Below are 17,855 nucleotides of genomic sequence, written 5' to 3'. Positions count from 1 at the left end.
GTGAACGGTTAATGGACTGGGCTGACGTGTTCGTCTGGCCGGGAGAAACAGGCGGGCGCTAACGCATCGGGCAGATGCCCGGCGAGAAAGCGCGCGAGCAGCTGCGCCATCGTGTCGCGATGGCTGTCGAGCAGAAAGTGACGGGCACCGGGCAGCAATTCGAGTTCGCATTGGCGGATGGCGGCACACAATGCGCGCTGGTCTGCCGGCGGCGACGAGAAGTCATCCGCGCCGGCGATCACGAGCGTGGGTTGCGGCAACGCGCGCAGATTCAGTGACGGCATACGCGAGAACAGCCGCCAGAACTCCATCCAGTTGCCGACGCCGAACGTGTCGCACGCGGCCTCGATCATGCGTGCAAGGCAGTCATGCGGAACCGGCCGACCGCCTGCGCGCTGGGTCATGCTTTCCTCGACGAAGCGGGGAAACTCGCCGACATACTGCCGAAGCAGCGCCCACGAAAAATCCGCTTGCCTCGCCTTGTAGAACGGCGACACCACGACAGACGGCGTGCCGGGCGCGCCGTGGGTCGCGAGGAAGGCGAGCAGCACGTTCGCGCCAAACGAATGGGCAGCGAACGCATCGGGTCGCAGGTCAAATGCGTTGATGGCGAGAGCGAGCCAGGTGTCCGGTGTATGCACGCGGCCCCACTGGTCGCCTTGCGCGCCGTTCCACGGCAGATCGACCAGCAGGAACCGGTAGCGATCCAGCAAGTTTTCGACGACTGGAAGCCAGACCGTCGACGACTCCATCATTCCGTGCATCGCTACGATGGCCGGCGCCTGCGGGTCGTCCGTGCCCACTGTCCGGACGGCAACGGTGTAGCCGTCGATCGGGAGTGACTGGAGCTTCACGGATGCACCGCCCCTGATTCGCTCGCCGACATGGCCGGGCGCGCTTGCACGGCGAGCGCGCCAAGCCGGCGGTCGCCCCACATGCCGCCCGCGACCAGCACTGCGCCGTCGCCCGTCGCATCGGACGACACGTCGGACTGGCGAGATTCACAGTAGTGAACAAGTTGCAGCAGCGCGGCACTGCCATATGCCCGCGCGGCGGTCGGGCCGAGATCGCACGGCGCGGCCGCGCCGTCGAATGCGCGATGGGCGAGCAGATCCCCGGCGCTGACAGGCGGCGTGTACAGACGTTTGCCTGCATGCGAAGCGAGCAGCGCACGCAGCCGGCAAGCCGGCGCCGTGCCGGCATGTGCGTACGCGTAGTCGCTGAGTACGCCGTAGATTGTGGACGCCCTTTGCCTGGCGTCAAAGGCGGCTTCCAGCACCACGGCAAAGCTGCCCTCCAGAACCGGAACCGGCTTATGAGCGACATGCGCGCCGTCCGTCTGGCTGAGAAGACTCTGTAGCGGCAACCCATCCGTTTCCGTGGCGACCACCACCATGCGCCGCGCCCGCCCATTGCGGATTGCATTCGCAGCGAGAATCAGCGCGTCGAGCGAAGCGGACGAACCGGAGCAGACCAGCAGGTTGAGCGCCTTCAGGCCGAAACGGATGGCAACCGTGGCCGCCACGATGTTGCTCGACGCATTGGGGAGATCCATTGGCGAGGTCGCATCGACGTGAGCCAGGCGGATGGTCTCCGCGGCCGCGCAGACAGTCCCGAGATTGCCGGTATTCGACGCCACCACGACACCGAACTGCGTATCGTCGAGCCGGACGGTATCCGCGTCGAGCCAGCCCGCGTCCTGTAACGCCGTTTTAGCGGCGCATAGCGACATGAGCGTGGCGCGTTCCTTGTAACGCAATCCCTTCTTGCCGAGTTTCGCTTCGGGAGCGAACGTCGCAGCGGCCGCAGGCGGTCCGGCGAGGGCACGCGCCAGATTGACGGGATGCCCCAATGCAGGAAGCTCCCACCCGTAGCCCGTCACGGCGACCTCGATACGCGTTGAATGACTCATTCGACTTTCTCCACGATTGCAACCGCATTCACTCCGCCAAAGCCGAATGCGTCCACTTGTGCGACGCGCGCTTCAGGCAGGCGTCGCGCTTCGCCGTGGACGATGTCCAGATCGGCGGCTTCTTCCATCGGATGGGCAAACCGTGCTGTGGGCGGAACGCGGCCAGCGCGCAGCGATTCGATCGCCGTGACCACGCCGATCAGCCCGGACGCGCCGGAGGTGTGGCCAGTCATCGACTTGATGGCGGAAAGCGGTGCGGCGCGCAGCGGCGCGTCGCCCATCGCGGCGCGCAGCGCAATGGCTTCGGTCCTGTCGTTGAGCGAGGTGCCCGTGCCGTGCGCCATGATGAAATCGACATCGGCGGCCGTGACGCCGGCGCGACTGTAGGCATCGCCCACCGCGCGGCTTATGCCGTCGGCGTCGGGCGCCGTTTCGTGATTGGCGTCGCAACTGGTGCCGACGCCGGCGAGCAGCGCCAGCGCCCGCTTGCCGCGCGCGGCCGCGTGGGCGGCGGTTTCCAGCACCACGGCGGCGGCGCCGTCTCCCATCAGCACGCCTTTGCGGTCCCGGTCAAACGGCCGGACTTCATCCGGGTGCAGCGGATTGACACGGTCGAGCAGGCCGAACATGCTTTCGGTGATCGTGTCGCAGCCCGCGACGATCACACAGTCGTACGCGTTGTCGCGAATGAAATCCTCTGCCAGCGCCAACGTGAAACTGGACGCGGCGCATGCATTGCAAACGGTGATGACGGGCAAAGCGGTGCCGAGCGCATCGTTCAGCGCGTTTTCGAAATGCAGCTGGTCGAGCGTCATACGCTGACCTTCGGTCCATGACAACTCCAGCGAGCGCAGTTCGCGCAAGCCCGTGCCGACCAGTACCGCGCAGCGTTCGGGATCGGGCGTCAGACCGGCATCCGCAATAGCATCGGCCACGGCCCTCGCGAGCAGTTCGCTGGCACGCAGCGTCCGATCGGGGCCATTGGCGATCTCGTAAGCGTATTGGGCGTTGAAGTGCTCCGCCGGGAAGAACTGCAGAGGTTTGCGGCCCGAGTGTCCTTCGCAGAGCGACGCAAAGCTGCTGGCTTTGTCCGCCCCGACGCAGGTCACCATGGCGGACCCGGTAATCAGGAGTTTCATGCAGGAATCCTTCATTAAATAGTCGTGCGGACGATCAGACAGCCGGCGTGTCCGTCTTCGCTGGAGGCAATGACGAGACCGTATTTCTGCGTGCGACCGGCGCCGGCTTCCAGCTGTCCAAGCAACCATCCGAGCGCGAGCGAGGAAGTGGCGCTGTAGGTGTCGCCGAACTGCTCGACCAGATTCGCGCCGTCGATCGCGACCTGGTGGCCGAACACCCGCGTGATGGCCTGCATCTCGAGGTCACCGTTGTCGACGTCCGGGCCGCCGCACAGCACACAGCGGTCGATCTGTCCGGCTTCGAGGCCGGCCTGCGCGAGCGCATCGGCAATGCAGGCCTGCAAGCCATCAGCTGCCGCGGGGCGTTCGCCGAGCGGGTCGAAATAGCGGCCGTACTGAAGCGCGAGAATGTCGGAGACTGGCCCGCGAGCGAGCGTTCGCGCGACATCCGGGCGGGCCAGCGCGAACATGCTGCACCCCTCGCCGAGCGGTACGTCATGCCGGCAGTCATGGGCGATCAACTGCCGGTGCGCCCATGCGCTTTGCGGGCAAAGTTCTTCGACGCTGCCGGTGATCAGCAGGTCGACGTAGCCGCGCCGCAGCATCTGCGACGCGTATCGGAATGCAAGGAGCCCGGAAAGGCGGCCGCCCGAGATCGTGGCGTTGACCGACCGGGCGTTAAAGCGAATGCCGCACTGCCCGGCCGCGCAATTCATCACGGTGTTCGGAAAGTGCGCCGGGTTGACCAGAAACGGTCGAGGCTGAACCAGCGACTCGCGCGTGAAATCGCTCGTACTGCGAATGCTGCCCGTGCTGGTGCCGACGACGAAGCCGGTACGGTCGAGCGGCACACCTTCGGCGCGCCCCATCCGTTCGTAGAGAAGCGTCGACGTGGCCAGCGTGAGCGCCGTGGTCCGGTCCATCGTGCGGATGCCTTTAGTGCCCAGGATGGCCGCTGCGTCGAAATGTGTCGGGCGATAGCGGACGTCCGTCGGAAAATCGGCCTGCGCGAGGTCGGCCGGCAACGTTGCGGGAGCCATCGGGGCCTGCGCCGCCGTGTGGAAGGTGCGTGAGCCCATGCCGACGGGAGACAACGCTTCCCAGCTGGCAATCTGGATTCCTGGGCGGTTCGTCATTGCGTGCTCCCGTCGTAGCGTGAGTAGAGGGTGATGGCGTTGTTGCCGCCAAATGCGAAACCGTTGTTCTGCACGACACGCAGATGTGCCGCGCGAGAATGGTTCGGCACGCAGTCGACGTCGCAATCCGGATCGGTTTGCTGGTGGTTGATGGTGGGCGGAATAAAGCCCTCGCGAATGGCAACCGCACAGGCGATGCTGGCGAGCGCGCTGGCCGCGCCCATCGTGTGGCCGATCATTGATTTGATCGACGAAACAGGCGGCAGCGTCTGCCCGAACACCTCGTGGATCGCACCCGCTTCCGTCACGTCGTTGGCCACCGTGCCGGTGCCGTGTGCGCAGATGTAGTCGATGTCCTGTGGATTGACGCCCGCATTGCGGTGCGCGATCTGCATGCATCGCGCAATGCTGGCGCGGTTGGGCGCAACCATGTGGTCCGCGTCGCAGTTCACGCCGTAGCCGAGCACTTCGGCATAAATGAACGCGCCTCGGGCACGCGCGCTGTCGAGCGACTCGAGCAGCAGCACGCCGGCGCCTTCGCCGGTCAGAATGCCTTTACGATGCGCGTCGAACGGCTGACAGACCTCCGGCGCGATCGTGCCGAGCCGGTAAAAGCCGGCAAACGTCTTGCGACAGATCGAATCGGCGCCGCCGCACAGCATGAAGTCGGTGTCGCCGAGCACGATGCTGTCGTACGCGTAGCCGATCGCGTAGTTCCCTGCGGAGCAGGCGGTTGGGATCGTGACCGCGCCGCCACGCAGCGCGAGTTCCTGCGCGACGCAAAAGGACAGGCGATGCGACGGCACCTGGCGAACCAGCTCGAAATCGATCGACGGATAACCGCCGCGCACGACCTGTTCCGTCAGCCGGTCGATGACTTGCGATTCGCCGTCGGTCGTGCCGATCGAAACACCGCAACGGGTTTCCGATAGCTGTCGAGGGTCGATGCGCGCGTCCTCGACGGCCATGCGCGCCGCCGCGACCGCGAACTGCGCGCTGCGGCCGAGCAGCGACGGCCGGACATGGCGCACCCACTGAGCGGCGTCGAAGCCGTGCACTTCGCAGCCCTTGCTGGTGGCAAACCCGGTTGTGTCGAACGACTGGATTTCCGATACGCCCGAGACGCCGTTGCGCAGCGCCTCCGTGAATGGCTTCACACCCATGCCGATGCTGCTGACCGCACCGATACCCGTGATAACAACTCGCCGCATGCCTGTTCTCCTAAACGTCCTGTGGAAGGGACTCAGTCTTTCCAGTGAGCGGCTTCCTGCACGACGCCATAGACGCCTTCCAGGTTCACCATCCGGGTGAGTGCCGACTGCGGGATCTCGACGCCGAAGGTCTTTTCCAGGCTTGCGAGAATCTCGATGGCGCGCAGCGAGTCCGCGCCGTGGTCCTCCTTGAACAGGCTGGTCGAACTCATCTCCGATGGTTCGATTTCAAGAATCTCCGAGACCACGTCCTTGATCTTTTCCAGACGGTCTGCGCGATTGAGTGTGGTGGTGGTCATGAGTTGCTCCTTTTCGTTTCAGATTGATTGCGCTATGGAAAACGCGACATAGCGACCGCGGTAAATGGCGAGCAACACGACAGGGTTGTCGCCGGTGAAACTCGGCATGGCAGCCAGCAAAGGCGCGACGGCGCCTGCGTCGTCGAGCGCTGATTCGTTTGCCGTGGCGTGCCGACCGTTGGAGGACGCCTCGCGCAGCCACGCGTCGGCGGTGTGCTTTCCGTGCGCCGACCGATCGCGGATGACGACGAATCCGGGCGCAGCCCGGGGCGAGTTCAGCGCAGCGTCGAGGAATTTCAGCGCGCTGTGAGGCAATCGGCTTTCCGCGCCGGCCGCGTGGTATCCGGCATGAATATCGACGATGGCCCGGCCCGACGTGCTCGGGCGGCGCTGCAGACAGACGCAGACCGCGCCGGGCGTGATGACGGTGCTGTCGCCGGGCGGCAGCGCTGCTTCGGCGGCAATGGCGAGTACGCTGTCGGCTTGGTTGGCTCGCAGGCTCAGCACGCCGACCGCGAGGCTCTCCAGACCGGCCAGGAAGGGCGAGGTCAACGTCGTCGTGAACGCGCGCGCCTGCTGGTCGATCGATACATGCGCGGAGGCGATGTTGGAGGACACATTCGGTGCGAAGACCGCATTGATCGAGGCGGCGCCGTTCGCGATCACCTCGCGGTCGAGGCGGTCGCGTACGGTGTAATCGGCGACCGTCGTTCCCACGACTACGCCGCGGCGCGTCCCGTCGAGCGCGTGCCACGCAAGTTGGGGGCGCTGACCGACACAGCTTCGCGCGGCCGCCACGCTAAAGCGGGACGTGTCGTTGAAGTAGCGATGCCTGACGCCTGCAAGATGCTTTTGCACGTCGATCGCCGCTTCGCGATGGGCGACGGCCGGCGGCGCGGTCCACGGGCCGGCGCCGTCCCAGCAGGACACGACACCTGGGACGATCGCTGCAACCGCGCCAAGATGGACTGCGTTCATCGCGCCGCCTCGAAAATGACCGATGTATTGCTGCCGCCAAACGCATAGGCATTGACGAGCGCAAAGCGGTCCGTGGGATGCAGCCGCCGCACGCTATCGGGAAAACGAATCGGGATCGCCGGATCTGGCGCATGGACATGACGCACAGCGGGCGCGTTGCCGGACGCCATTGCGAGCGCGGCAGCAAGTGCCGCGAAGCAGCCGGACGCGCCGGCACTGTGGCCGATGTGAGCCTTCACCGGCAGCACGACCACGTTGCCGCTCGAGCAGTCAAAAAGCTCGGCGAGCAGCCGTCCTTCGATCAGGTCGTTGGCGGGCGTGCCGGTGCCGTGCGGCAAGATCATCCTGATCTGCTTTGCACTGACGGCACCGGCATCGAGCGCGCGCTCGATGGCGGCGCGCACGTCACGGCCGTCCGGTCCGGGCGACGTAGGGTGGTGTGCATCGCAGCTCAGCCCATAGGCACGCAAGTGGCAATAGGCGCGCGCAAAGCGCCTGGCGAGGGCGGGCGATACCAGCACCATCGCGCTCGCACCTTCGCCGAACACCGTGCCCTGGCGTTCGGCGTCGAATGGGCGGCAACGTTCGGGATCGAGGGCGGTCATGCGATGGAAAGCCGCCTGCGTAACACGCGACAGCACGTCCGCGCCGACGACGCACATCGCGTCCGCCATGCCGTTCGCAATGCATTCGGCGGCCAGTGTCAGCGCGTAAAGTCCTGCGGAGCACGCATTCGAAACGGACATCACCGGCCCGGTGAACGCATGCGGCGAGTGAACAGTCAGCGTGTCGAGAATGCGATAGCCGTGATCGTCGGCGAAGCAGGTGGAGCCGCCCGACGAGCGACGGTGCTCGGTTGTATCCGTGTCACCCGCGGCCGTGCCCAGCAAAAGACCGAGCGTTGCCGTCGTGGCGACTTCACCGTGCCATCCGGCATCGATCAGCGCTTGATCGACGGCGGTCAGAACCAGCCGGTCGAAACGGCTGAGCGACGCCTCGCTGCGGAACGCAAGCAACGGAGCATCGGCGACGGGATAGGCGTGGCGCGGCGTGTCGTCCGCGTCGGCCAGACCGTGAATCGCGTTATGGGTCGGGTCGGCCGGCAAGTCAAACAGCCGTTGCCAGAACTGGGCGGCGTTCTCGCCTAGCGGCGAGACAGCGCTTACGCCGACAATCGTTGCGAGCGGTGCCGCGCGGTCACGGTGCAGGGCCGTCTCATGCATCGCGACTCTCCGGCGTCAGACTGGCGCTGGTAATGCGGAACACTTTCACACCGCAATAGCTCGCGATCAGCCGATCGTGGACCCACGTCGTACCGCTGAGCGTGGCCATCCTCGATGACGCAAAGCCGATCTGGATCTCGTGCCTCAGACGGTCGCCCGGGTACGCATGCCCTGCCATGTCAATCTCGCCGAACTCGCCAAACACGACGACTGAGCGCTGGCATGTCGGGTCGAGCAGGCCGCGTTGCATGAGCAACAGCCCGGCGCCCTGGCCGAATGACTCCGCGAGCAATGCGAGCGGATAGGCAAGCGTCTGGGGCTCCGTCGACGGCACGATGTGCCGGTAGCATGGTTCGTTGAGCGTGATGTTCTTGAACGCGAGACAGCGATTTGAGTCGGGCGCGATCTCGACGCCATCCACGAGCAGCATCGGATAACGCTGCGGCATCACGCGCAGGATGTCGAGGGAATCAAAGGTGTTCATGATTGCTTGCTGCGACGAGCGCTAACGTGCCATTCGCGACGGGAACACCGGCGCTGTGGAATGCAGCCGCGACGCGTAATGGACCACTGGCGGAAAAAGCCAGGTCGGGAAGCTGCAATGTCAGCTCGCACTGATCGCCTGGCGCAACGGGTTTTGCAAACCGGAAACGTTCAACGCGGGTCATACGCACGCCAGTCGCACCGCTTCGCTCCAACGCGAACAGTGCGGCTCGCTCGGCCATCTCGATCAGGAACACGCCCGGCAACACTGGCTGCTGCGGGAAATGTCCTTCGAACGCTGCGTCGTCGGCTCCAAACGTCCAGTGGAAATGCCATGACGAATCGGCGGCAACAGACCATGCGCTGAAGGTCTGCACGGAGCGGGCGCGAGCGGTCCGGGTTTGGTTGTGCATGAGCGCGGCCCTCAAATGACGAGACCGCCGTCGACCTGAAACACCTGGCCGGTGATATACGAACCTTCGTCCGACACGAGAAAGCGCACCATTGCGGCGACCTCCGGCGCGGTGCCGAAACGGCCGAGCGGAATGCGCCGGTTTGCGTCGGCCGCGGCCTTTTCGCTGAGCGCCGCGGTCATGTCCGACTCGATAAAGCCCGGTGCGACCGCGTTGACGCGCACGCCGTAAGGAGCGATCTCTTTTGCAAGCGCCCGGGTGAAGCCGATCATGCCGGCCTTCGCCGCGGAATAGTTGGTCTGCGTCGCGTTGCCGAAGACACCGGCAATCGAAGAAATATTGACGATCGCCCCGGCTTTACGCTTGATGAAATGAAAAGCGGCCAGCCGACTCAGATTGAAGACGCTGGTGAGATTGGTATCGAGCACCGCGGACCAGGCGTCGTTGCTCATGGCAAGCAGCGGAGCGTCACGCGTGATGCCTGCGTTGTTGACGAGCGCGTCAACGCGGCCGAAATGGGTGAGCGCCGATTTGAAGAAATGTTCGCACGCGTCAGCGTCGCTGACGTTGCACTGCATGGCGAACGCCGGCACGCCCATTTCCTCCAGCATCTGGTGGGTCGCATGCGACCCGGCGCGCTCGGTGTTATAGCAATAGGCGATGCTATAACCGGCGGCGGCGAGTGCAACGCAGATGGCCTGGCCAATTCCCCTGGAGCCGCCGGTAATAAGGGCGACAGGACGTGCTGTTTCGGAAAAGGTATGCATGGCTTTGTGAAAAGATTTTTAATTCACGCGCGAACGGCACGCGGAGGGATCGACACGTTTTAAACATGTCCAGAAACGAAGCGTCGAATAGAGACGCTTATTGGCGCAGGCCCTTACGGCGAATAGCGGATAAATGCGCCCAGTCAATGCCGCGAAATATGTCGTGCGCCAATAACCCTCTTTCACTAATGCGCTCGAACACCCCGGCGTCCATCCATTCAGTGAAACGGCGATGCGCCGTGCTGCTCGAACAAAGATCGACGAATGTCAGCGCATTCCAGTGGCAGCCCGTACGGAGCACCAGCAGCACGGCGTCCATCGCCACGCGATCTTTGATTCGCGGCCTGTGACAGCCCAGCGGGTGTTTGGGGCTGGTGGTGGGGTCCAGACAATCCTCAATTTGAAGCCAAAGCGTATTCGGGATTCGAAGCCCGTCGTCGTGTATCAGGTAGCTCATTTTTAATTCCTTCGAGCCAGACTTTAATTCTCGAAGGGACGACGTGCATCCCAATAGGATCGCGTTTTGATTTACGTCATATCCGATTAGGCAGGTATTTAAGGAGTTTGAATATCGAAAAGCGTTGTGTCGTCGAATGGGAAGAATGGGTCTATCGGGAGGGGCGGATTCGAATTAATGCGAGACGAATATTTATTATTGTCGGGACTCGATCATTCGGACGACGAAGTTGCACCGTTGCCGATCGCGGAGGGCGATCCGGGTGTCCTGGGCAGACACCCCATTCAGTCAGACGACGCGCGATGTTGCCGTTGCGGTCTTGCGCGCGTCGCCTCGATGCCGGCTTACTCGCCTCGCATCTTCCGGCCCTGCTCCCGGATCTGCTCCAGCGTCGCGCCGGGCGTGCTCGCTTCCTGCGGCATCCGGATCTCGATCACGGCTGCGCGGTTCGCCTGCATTGCGCGCTTGAGCGCCGGTAAAAACTCGTCCGTACGTTCCACCGTTTCACCATGCGCGCCGAACGAACGCGCGAACGCCGCGAAGTCCGGATTGGTGAGCCCCGTGCCGTGCACGCGGCCAGGATAATGCCGCTCCTGATGCATCCGGATCGTGCCGAAGTGGCCGTTGTTCACCACGATGAAAAGCACGTGCAGGTCGTATTGCATCGCCGTCGCGAGTTCCTGCGCGGACATCATGAAGCAGCCGTCGCCGGCCAGCGCCACCACCTTGCGATCGGGATACATCGATTTCGCCGCAATCGCCGCCGGCACGCCGTAACCCATCGCGCCGCTCGTCGGCGCGAGTTGCGAGCGGTAGTGCCGATACGAGAAATGCCGATGCAGCCAGGTCGCGTAGTTGCCGGCGCCGTTCGTCAGGATGGCGTCGTGCGGCAGATGCGCGCGCAATTGCTCGATGACTTCGCCCATCTGCAAGTCGCCGGGAATTTGGCGCGGCCGGCGCCAGTCGAGGTAGGCGCGGTGCGCGTCTTCCGCTGCGCCGGTCCATGCAGGACGATCGGCGGACGGCTTCAGGGTGCACAGCATCGCGGCCACCTCGGGCATGCCGGACACGATCGGCAAGTCCGCCGAGTAGACGCGTCCGAGCTCTTCCGCGCCTTGATGCACATGAATCAGCGTCTGCTTCGTTTTCGGAATATCGAACAGCGTGTAGCCGTTCGTCGTGGCTTCGCCGAGGCGCGGACCAATGACGAGCAGCAAGTCGGCATCGCGGATACGTTGGGCCAGCGCCGGATTGATGCCGAGGCCGATGTCGCCGGCATAGTTCGGATGCTCGTTGTCGAGCGTGTCCTGAAAGCGGAACGCGAGGCCGACCGGCAACTGCCAGTTTTCGACGAAACGTTGCAGGTCTGCGCACGCGTCGGGCGTCCAGCCGCTGCCGCCCGCGATCACCATCGGGCGTTGCGCGCCTTCGAGCAGTTCGCGCAGCTTCCCGATTTGCGCGGCCGAGGGCGACGCTGCGACGCGCTGGAAGGCCGGCGCGCCAGCGACATGCTCGCACGCTTCGCTCAGCATATCTTCCGGCAGCGCTAGCACGACAGGCCCCGGCCGGCCCGACGTCGCCGTATGGAACGCATGGCTCAGGTATTCGGGAACGCGTTTCGGGTCGTCGATTTGCGCGACCCATTTCGCCATCTGACCGAACATGCGGCGGTAGTCGATCTCCTGGAAAGCCTCGCGATCCAGATGGTCACGCGCGCACTGGCCGATCAGCAGAATCATCGGCGTGGAATCCTGATAGGCCGTGTGCACGCCGATCGACGCATGCGTCGCGCCGGGGCCGCGTGTGACGATCGCCACGCCCGGGCGGCCGGTCAGTTTGCCGACCGCCTCTGCCATATTCGCCGCAGCGGCTTCGTGCCGGCAGACGATCGTCTGAATGTGCTCGGTCTCGTCGTGCAGCGAGTCGAGCACGGCCAGAAAACTTTCACCCGGCACGCAGAAAACGCGTTCGACGCCGTGCGTAAGCAACGCATCGACTACAAGTCGTGCGCCGGTGGTCCTGGGAGCGGCGGAAGCGGAATCAGAAGCGGGAACATTCGGCTGCGACATTGCGATGAAGTCTCCAGACAGTGCGTGATGCGATGAGGTTGGCCACGCGGGCCGAAGCAGCCCGCGTCGCTCACTCGCGTTCAAACAGAAATCTCAGACCGCGCTCAGCACTCGACGATATTCACCGCCAGGCCGCCGCGCGACGTTTCCTTGTACTTCGTTTTCATATCCGCGCCGGTCTCGCGCATGGTCTTGATGACCGAATCGAGCGACACGTAATGGCTGCCGTCGCCGCGCAACGCCATGCGCGCGGCATTGACCGCTTTCACCGACGCCATTGCATTGCGTTCAATGCACGGAATCTGCACCATCCCGCCGACCGGATCACACGTCAGTCCGAGGTTGTGTTCCATGCCGATTTCGGCTGCGTTCTCGACCTGCCGCGGCGTACCGCCCATTACCGCCGCGAGCGCGCCCGCGGCCATCGAACAGGCGACGCCCACTTCGCCCTGGCACCCTACCTCGGCGCCCGAGATCGACGCGTTCAGTTTGTACAGAACGCCGATCGCCGCAGCCGTCATCAGAAAGTCAATCACACCTTGCTGGTTCGAGCCCGGCATGAAGCGCGTGTAGTAATGCAGCGCAGCGGGGATGATGCCGGCCGCGCCATTGGTCGGCGCCGTCACGACGCGACCGCCCGCGGCGTTTTCTTCGTTGACGGCTATCGCATACAGATTGATCCAGTCGACCATCGACAACGGATCGCGCAGCGCCAGTTCCGGATTGCCCGACAGCGCGCGATACAACTGCGGCGCGCGGCGCTTCACCTGGAACGGCCCTGGCAGATTGCCGTCGGCGTCGGGATTGTTGATGCCGCAACCGCGCGCGACACAAGACTGCATCACGTCCCAGATTTTCAGCATGCCCGTGCGCGTTTCCTCTTCCGTGTGCCAGACGCGCTCGTTTTCCCACATCAATTGCGCGATGCTTTTGCCGGTGGCGTCACACAACGCGAGCAACTCGTTGCCGGTGCGAAACGCGTGCGGCAACTGTTCCACTGCGCTCAACACTTTCGTATTCGGCGCGCCGGCCGTCACCACGAAACCGCCGCCGACCGACAGATAGGTCGATTCGCGCAACGTCTCGCCTTGCGCGTTGAGCGCGCGCAGCTTGAGGCCGTTCGGATGCTCGGGCAGCGCCTGGCGGTAAAACGAAATCTGCTCCTTTGGCACGAAGGGCACGTCGTGCGTGCCGAGCAGCGCAAGCTTGCGCGTGACGCGTACCGCTTCGAGCCGCCCGGCAATCGTGTCCGGATCGACCGTGTCGGGCGCCTCTCCCATCAGGCCGAGCATCACGCCACGATCGGTGCCATGGCCTTTGCCGGTCGCGCCAAGCGAGCCGTACAAATCCACTTTCACCGATGCGGTCGTATCGAGCAGGCCGTCGCGTTCGAGCCCTTGCGCGAACATCAGCGCCGCGCGCATCGGCCCGACCGTATGCGAGCTGGACGGACCAATGCCGATTTTAAAGAGGTCGAACACGCTGACTGCCATTTACTGCTCCCTGCTTCAAGAGTGATTTATCGCGCCGGCAGCGGCAAACACACGGCCAGCCAGGCGGGCGGTGTGGCGGCGAGCTTCAGCGCGATCGGCGTATAGCGTCCATCGAGACGCGCCGCCAGGTGAAAGAGTTCTGTCGCGTTCTTCGGGTCCCACTGACCCGAGTAGCCGGGCAAGCCGGCTTCGCGACGTTTTGCATCGAACGCAACGTTCGAATGCACGAATTCGTCGTGCGTCCTGCTGCCCGCCGCGTAAGGCGCAAGCCAGTTCAGGGCCGCCTGCAGCGTCGCGCCGTTCGCGCCTCTTTCCGACAACCAGTTGCGGTTGTGGCGTCGCGCGGCAAGCGCTGCGGTGACGAGCGGCTGCAAGTCATAGGTCACGTAATGCAGCGCGTCGCGTTCGCCGAAATCGACGGTGGAACCATCCGGCTCGATGTTGTCGCCGATATGCTCGACGAACAGACGCTGCGCCGCGTTGATCATCTTGCGGTTGTCGAGCGTAAATGCGGCCATCGAGATCAGCTTGATCCGGTGGCTTTGCCAGTTATTCAGGTAGGTGCCTTTCAGCGGACGCGGCTGTGCGTCGATCTGCGCGATATAGCCGTTCGCGAGCTTCGTGAGAAACGCCATTGACGCATTGCGTGTTTTGACGGGCAGCGCGCTCGCGGTCATGTCGTACGCGAGGATCAGCCCTTCGAAGCGGGTTTCGTCGATCGGATTGAAGCTCGGCTGATAGGTCGTGACCCACGCATACAGCAGGCGGTCGACGAGCTTCAAATAACGGTCGTCGCTCGTCGCACGCCAGGCCAGAGCGGCGTCGCGCAACAGATCGAGATCTTTCTCCGCTTCCACGCTCTGATCGTAGATACCTTCATGCGGCAGCGTGCCTTCGGTATGCAGCCTGGCTTGCGCATGTGGCTGATCGTTCAGATGCGCCTGCACGTTGCCGACCAGCGCCTTCACGCCGGGATCGGCGTTCGTGCGCTCGCTGGTTTGCAGCGCGGGGGCTGCGCAGAAATTCATCGCGGCCTGAGCCTGCCGCAGCGGCAACAGCACGGCCGCGCCCGTCAACAGCAGCGTGCAGGCCTGGCGCCACGCCTGGGCTTGCGTTGCCTCGGTCCGGCTTTGCATCGATCGCACCTTTCGCACCATGCGAAACTCCTCGTTGGGCTGATTCGGTGTGTGATGTTAGCCGTTTGCGGCCACGAGCGACAGGCTGGGAGCCAGCGTCAGACTTTTCGCCGGAAACAGCGCCGCGCACCGCCCTGCCGTCTGCTGACAACGGCCAAACGATGCGCGGCAGTGTCCATGCTTACTCGTAATCGGCGATCGGCACGCAGGAACAGAAAAGATTGCGGTCGCCGTAAACATTGTCTGCGCGGCCAACCGGCGGCCAGTACTTCTTCGCGATCAGCGAGGGCAGCGGATACGCGGCGGTTTCGCGCGCATACGCATGGTTCCAGTCATTGGCGATCACCACGGCGGCGGTGTGCGGCGCGTGCTTCAGCGGATTGTCCTCGCGATCCGAGCGGCCTTCTTCGACAGCGCGGATTTCCTCGCGAATCGCGACCATCGCTTCGATGAAGCGATCCAGTTCTTCCTTCGACTCCGATTCGGTCGGCTCGACCATCAGCGTGCCCGGCACCGGGAAGCTCATGGTCGGTGCGTGGAAGCCGTAGTCGGCGAGACGCTTGGCGACGTCGTCGACGGTGATGCCGCTCGTTTCCTTGATAGGACGCAGGTCGAGAATGCATTCGTGCGCGACCAGTCCGCCGGGGCCCGAGTACAGCACCGGATAGTACGGCGCGAGTTTCTTCGCGACATAGTTCGCGTTCAGGATGGCGGTTTCGGTGGCGGCGGTCAGGTTCTTTGCGCCCATCATCGCGATATACATCCACGAGATCGGCAGGATCGATGCGGAGCCGTACGGCGCGCCCGACACGGCGCCAATACCGTTCGGCGCGCGCTCGTAGCCCGACGAGATCTGGTTTGGCAGGAATTGCGCCAGATGCGCGCCGACCGCGACCGGGCCGACGCCCGGTCCGCCGCCGCCGTGCGGAATGCAGAACGTCTTGTGCAGGTTCAGGTGCGAAACGTCGCCGCCGAATTCGCCCGGGGCCGTGAGGCCGACCATCGCGTTCATGTTGGCGCCGTCCACATACACCTGGCCGCCGTGCGCATGCACGATTTCGCAGATTTCCCGCACGTTCTGTTCGAACACGCCATGCGTGGACGGATACGTGATCATGATCGCCGCGAGTTTGTCGGCGTGCTGGGCGGCTTTCTTCTTCAGGTCTTCGATGTCGACGTTACCTTGCGCATCGCACGCGACCACGACCACCTGCATGCCGGCCATCTGCGCCGACGCCGGATTCGTGCCGTGCGCCGACGCGGGAATCAGGCAGACATTCCGATGCGCTTCGCCGCGCGACGCGTGATACGCATGAATGATCAGCAGACCCGCGTATTCGCCTTGCGAGCCGGCGTTCGGCTGCAACGACACCGCTGCATAGCCGGTTGCGGCGACCAGCATCTCTTCGAGCTGATCGATCATCTCGCGGTAGCCGACGGTTTGCGCGGCCGGTGCGAACGGATGGATCTGGCCGAATTCCGGCCACGTGACCGGCAGCATTTCCGAGGTCGCGTTCAGCTTCATCGTGCAGGAACCGAGCGGAATCATCGAGCGGTCGAGCGCGAGGTCCTTGTCCGACAGGCTGCGCAGATAGCGCAGCATTTCCGTTTCGGAATGGTGACGGTTGAACACGTGATGCGTGAGGTACGCACTGGTGCGCTGCAGCGCGGCCGGCACCGATCCCGCATTCGATGCGGCAACGGCGGCGTCGAGCGCGTCCACTTGCGGCACGTCTTTCGCGCCCGCGGCTTCGGCGAACACGGCGAGCAGATCGGCGAGATCGCGGCGCGTGGTGGTTTCGTCGATCGACAGGCCCACTTGCGTGTCGCTCACGCGGCGCAGGTTGATGCGCCTTGCGACCGCTGCGTCGCGCAGCGCTTGCGTACGCGCGCCGGCTTCGAACGTGAGCGTGTCGAAGAAGGTTTCGTTCGCGAGCGTGTAGCCGAGTTGCTTCGCGCCTTCGGCGAGCAACGTGGCGATGCGGTTCACGCGTAGTGCGATGGTTTTCAGACCATGCGGGCCGTGATAGACCGCGTACATGCTGGCCATGATCGCGAGCAGTGCCTGCGCGGTGCACACGTTCGAGGTCGCCTTTTCGCGGCGGATATGCTGTTCACGCGTTTGCAGCGCGAGGCGCAGCGCAGGGTTGCCTTGCGCGTCGACGGTCACGCCGACGAGCCGCCCCGGCATCTGGCGCTTGAACTCATCGCGCACGGCGAGGTAAGCCGCGTGCGGGCCGCCGAAGCCGACCGGCACGCCGAAACGCTGCGTGTTGCCCACCGCCACGTCCGCGCCCCATTCGCCCGGCGGCGTGAGCACGGTCAATGCGAGCAGATCGGCGGCGACCACCACGTGGCCGCCCGCTGCGTGGATCGCTTCGGTGAGCGCGCGGTAGTCGCGCACGTCGCCGTTCACACCCGGGTACTGCAGCAGCACGCCGAACGCGTTTGCGTTCGCGGCGTCGGCGGCCGGACCGACTTTGACTTCGATGCCAACCGGCGTCGCGCGCGTTTTCACCACTTCGATGGTTTGCGGCAGCACGTCGTCGGCGACGTAAAACACGTTCGACTTCGGCTTGCCGACGCGTTGCAGCAGCGTCATCGCCTCGGCGGCGGCGGTGGCTTCGTCGAGCAGCGAGGCGTTCGAAATGGCCAGTCCCGTCAGGTCGACGATCATCTGCTGGAAGTTCAGCAGCGCCTCCAGACGGCCTTGCGAGATTTCCGGCTGGTAGGGCGTGTACGCGGTGTACCACGCCGGATTTTCCAGCACGTTACGCAGGATCACCGCCGGCGTGTGCGTGTTGTAATAGCCCTGCCCAATGTACGAGCGAAACACCTGGTTCCTGTCCGCGAGTTCACGCAGCGACGCGAGCGCTTCGGCTTCGCTTTTCGGTTGTGTGAACGAACCGAGCGGCAGCGTCTCGGTGCGGCGGATCGTCTTCGGAATGACGGCGTCGATCAGCGCGGCGCGCGACGCAAAGCCGAGGGCGTCGAGCATCGCTTGCTGGTCGGCCGAATCCGGGCCGATATGCCGTTCGGCGAAGGCGTCGTGCACTTCGAGCGCGGCGAGCGAGAGTGGAGTGCGGTTCATCAGACGATCCGGGTGTTCGAGCTTCATGAGGTATTCCTCGCGGTGCGG

At 64.3% G+C, this 17,855-nt stretch carries 15 protein-coding genes and 1 pseudogene; all 16 read right to left on the bottom strand.

Features of this window, described 5'->3' with window-relative positions; all coding sequences use genetic code 11:
• Positions 1-8: 8 nt before the first annotated feature.
• Positions 9-854 carry an alpha/beta hydrolase gene (locus AAGS40_RS15010; protein WP_345812298.1) on the bottom strand — a complete coding sequence of 282 codons (846 nt, stop codon included), beginning with the start codon at positions 852-854 and terminating at the stop codon, positions 9-11.
• The gene (locus tag AAGS40_RS15005) at positions 851-1,912 is read right to left on the bottom strand and encodes a beta-ketoacyl synthase N-terminal-like domain-containing protein (protein WP_345812297.1); all 1,062 of its coding nucleotides are present in this window, start codon (positions 1,910-1,912) and stop codon (positions 851-853) included. The genes AAGS40_RS15010 and AAGS40_RS15005 overlap by 4 nt, the downstream gene beginning before the upstream one ends.
• Positions 1,909-3,051, bottom strand: coding sequence for a beta-ketoacyl-[acyl-carrier-protein] synthase family protein (locus AAGS40_RS15000; RefSeq protein ID WP_345812296.1), 1,143 nt, complete (start codon positions 3,049-3,051; stop codon positions 1,909-1,911). The genes AAGS40_RS15005 and AAGS40_RS15000 overlap by 4 nt, the downstream gene beginning before the upstream one ends.
• Before the next feature lie 14 nt (positions 3,052-3,065).
• Positions 3,066-4,187: a beta-ketoacyl synthase N-terminal-like domain-containing protein gene (locus AAGS40_RS14995; RefSeq protein ID WP_345812295.1), complete on the bottom strand. Its 1,122-nt coding sequence runs from the start codon at positions 4,185-4,187 to the stop codon at positions 3,066-3,068.
• Positions 4,184-5,398: a beta-ketoacyl-[acyl-carrier-protein] synthase family protein gene (locus tag AAGS40_RS14990; RefSeq protein WP_345812294.1), complete on the bottom strand. Its 1,215-nt coding sequence runs from the start codon at positions 5,396-5,398 to the stop codon at positions 4,184-4,186. The genes AAGS40_RS14995 and AAGS40_RS14990 overlap by 4 nt, the downstream gene beginning before the upstream one ends.
• A gap of 32 nt (positions 5,399-5,430) precedes the next feature.
• Positions 5,431-5,697 carry an acyl carrier protein gene (locus tag AAGS40_RS14985; RefSeq protein ID WP_345812293.1) on the bottom strand — a complete coding sequence of 89 codons (267 nt, stop codon included), beginning with the start codon at positions 5,695-5,697 and terminating at the stop codon, positions 5,431-5,433.
• 18 nt (positions 5,698-5,715) lie between these two features.
• Positions 5,716-6,675 carry a beta-ketoacyl synthase N-terminal-like domain-containing protein gene (locus AAGS40_RS14980; RefSeq protein ID WP_345812292.1) on the bottom strand — a complete coding sequence of 320 codons (960 nt, stop codon included), beginning with the start codon at positions 6,673-6,675 and terminating at the stop codon, positions 5,716-5,718.
• Complete coding sequence (locus AAGS40_RS14975; protein WP_345812291.1) at positions 6,672-7,898, bottom strand: beta-ketoacyl synthase N-terminal-like domain-containing protein; 1,227 nt, start codon at positions 7,896-7,898, stop codon at positions 6,672-6,674. Before AAGS40_RS14975 ends, AAGS40_RS14980 begins: the two co-directional genes overlap by 4 nt.
• Positions 7,891-8,382, bottom strand: a complete 492-nt coding sequence (locus tag AAGS40_RS14970; protein ID WP_345812290.1) for a hypothetical protein — start codon at positions 8,380-8,382, stop codon at positions 7,891-7,893. Before AAGS40_RS14970 ends, AAGS40_RS14975 begins: the two co-directional genes overlap by 8 nt.
• Positions 8,369-8,794, bottom strand: a complete 426-nt coding sequence (locus tag AAGS40_RS14965; RefSeq protein WP_345812288.1) for a hypothetical protein — start codon at positions 8,792-8,794, stop codon at positions 8,369-8,371. Before AAGS40_RS14965 ends, AAGS40_RS14970 begins: the two co-directional genes overlap by 14 nt.
• Positions 8,795-8,805: 11 nt before the next feature.
• On the bottom strand, positions 8,806-9,561 hold the full coding sequence (gene fabG, locus AAGS40_RS14960; protein WP_345812286.1) for a 3-oxoacyl-[acyl-carrier-protein] reductase: 756 nt from the start codon (positions 9,559-9,561) through the stop codon (positions 8,806-8,808).
• A gap of 127 nt (positions 9,562-9,688) precedes the next feature.
• Positions 9,689-10,018, bottom strand: a pseudogene (locus AAGS40_RS14955) (transposase); the annotation flags it as partial.
• 344 nt (positions 10,019-10,362) lie between these two features.
• Positions 10,363-12,087 (bottom strand): thiamine pyrophosphate-binding protein, encoded by a 1,725-nt coding sequence (locus tag AAGS40_RS14950; RefSeq protein ID WP_345812285.1) that lies wholly within the window; start codon positions 12,085-12,087, stop codon positions 10,363-10,365.
• A 104-nt stretch (positions 12,088-12,191) separates the two neighbouring features.
• A complete protein-coding gene (locus AAGS40_RS14945) occupies positions 12,192-13,580 on the bottom strand; it encodes an L-serine ammonia-lyase (RefSeq protein WP_345812284.1) in 1,389 nt (462 codons plus the stop codon).
• Between the two features lie 26 nt (positions 13,581-13,606).
• Positions 13,607-14,737: an alginate lyase family protein gene (locus AAGS40_RS14940; RefSeq protein ID WP_345812283.1), complete on the bottom strand. Its 1,131-nt coding sequence runs from the start codon at positions 14,735-14,737 to the stop codon at positions 13,607-13,609.
• A gap of 160 nt (positions 14,738-14,897) precedes the next feature.
• Positions 14,898-17,834, bottom strand: coding sequence for an aminomethyl-transferring glycine dehydrogenase (gcvP, locus tag AAGS40_RS14935; RefSeq protein ID WP_345812282.1), 2,937 nt, complete (start codon positions 17,832-17,834; stop codon positions 14,898-14,900).
• Positions 17,835-17,855: the final 21 nt, after the last annotated feature.

The organism is Paraburkholderia sp. PREW-6R, assembly GCF_039621805.1.
In the GTDB taxonomy this organism is placed as follows: Bacteria; Pseudomonadota; Gammaproteobacteria; order Burkholderiales; family Burkholderiaceae; genus Paraburkholderia.
The sequence above is the reverse complement of the archived record's forward strand: the minus strand, read 5'-3'. Positions and strand labels throughout refer to the sequence as shown.

Excerpts from the sequence above, each read along its gene's own strand:
- AAGS40_RS14940 (WP_345812283.1), bottom strand. The coding sequence starts at position 14,737 with ATGGTGCGAAAGGTGCGATCGATGCAAAGCCGGACCGAGGCAACGCAA.
- AAGS40_RS15005 (WP_345812297.1), bottom strand. The coding sequence starts at position 1,912 with ATGAGTCATTCAACGCGTATCGAGGTCGCCGTGACGGGCTACGGGTGG.
- AAGS40_RS14945 (WP_345812284.1), bottom strand. The coding sequence starts at position 13,580 with ATGGCAGTCAGCGTGTTCGACCTCTTTAAAATCGGCATTGGTCCGTCC.
- AAGS40_RS14975 (WP_345812291.1), bottom strand. The coding sequence starts at position 7,898 with ATGCATGAGACGGCCCTGCACCGTGACCGCGCGGCACCGCTCGCAACG.
- AAGS40_RS14965 (WP_345812288.1), bottom strand. The coding sequence starts at position 8,794 with ATGCACAACCAAACCCGGACCGCTCGCGCCCGCTCCGTGCAGACCTTC.
- gcvP (WP_345812282.1), bottom strand. The coding sequence starts at position 17,834 with ATGAAGCTCGAACACCCGGATCGTCTGATGAACCGCACTCCACTCTCG.
- AAGS40_RS14980 (WP_345812292.1), bottom strand. The coding sequence starts at position 6,675 with ATGAACGCAGTCCATCTTGGCGCGGTTGCAGCGATCGTCCCAGGTGTC.
- AAGS40_RS14990 (WP_345812294.1), bottom strand. The coding sequence starts at position 5,398 with ATGCGGCGAGTTGTTATCACGGGTATCGGTGCGGTCAGCAGCATCGGC.
- AAGS40_RS14985 (WP_345812293.1), bottom strand. The coding sequence starts at position 5,697 with ATGACCACCACCACACTCAATCGCGCAGACCGTCTGGAAAAGATCAAG.
- fabG (WP_345812286.1), bottom strand. The coding sequence starts at position 9,561 with ATGCATACCTTTTCCGAAACAGCACGTCCTGTCGCCCTTATTACCGGC.
- AAGS40_RS14995 (WP_345812295.1), bottom strand. The coding sequence starts at position 4,187 with ATGACGAACCGCCCAGGAATCCAGATTGCCAGCTGGGAAGCGTTGTCT.
- AAGS40_RS14970 (WP_345812290.1), bottom strand. The coding sequence starts at position 8,382 with ATGAACACCTTTGATTCCCTCGACATCCTGCGCGTGATGCCGCAGCGT.
- AAGS40_RS15000 (WP_345812296.1), bottom strand. The coding sequence starts at position 3,051 with ATGAAACTCCTGATTACCGGGTCCGCCATGGTGACCTGCGTCGGGGCG.
- AAGS40_RS14950 (WP_345812285.1), bottom strand. The coding sequence starts at position 12,087 with ATGTCGCAGCCGAATGTTCCCGCTTCTGATTCCGCTTCCGCCGCTCCC.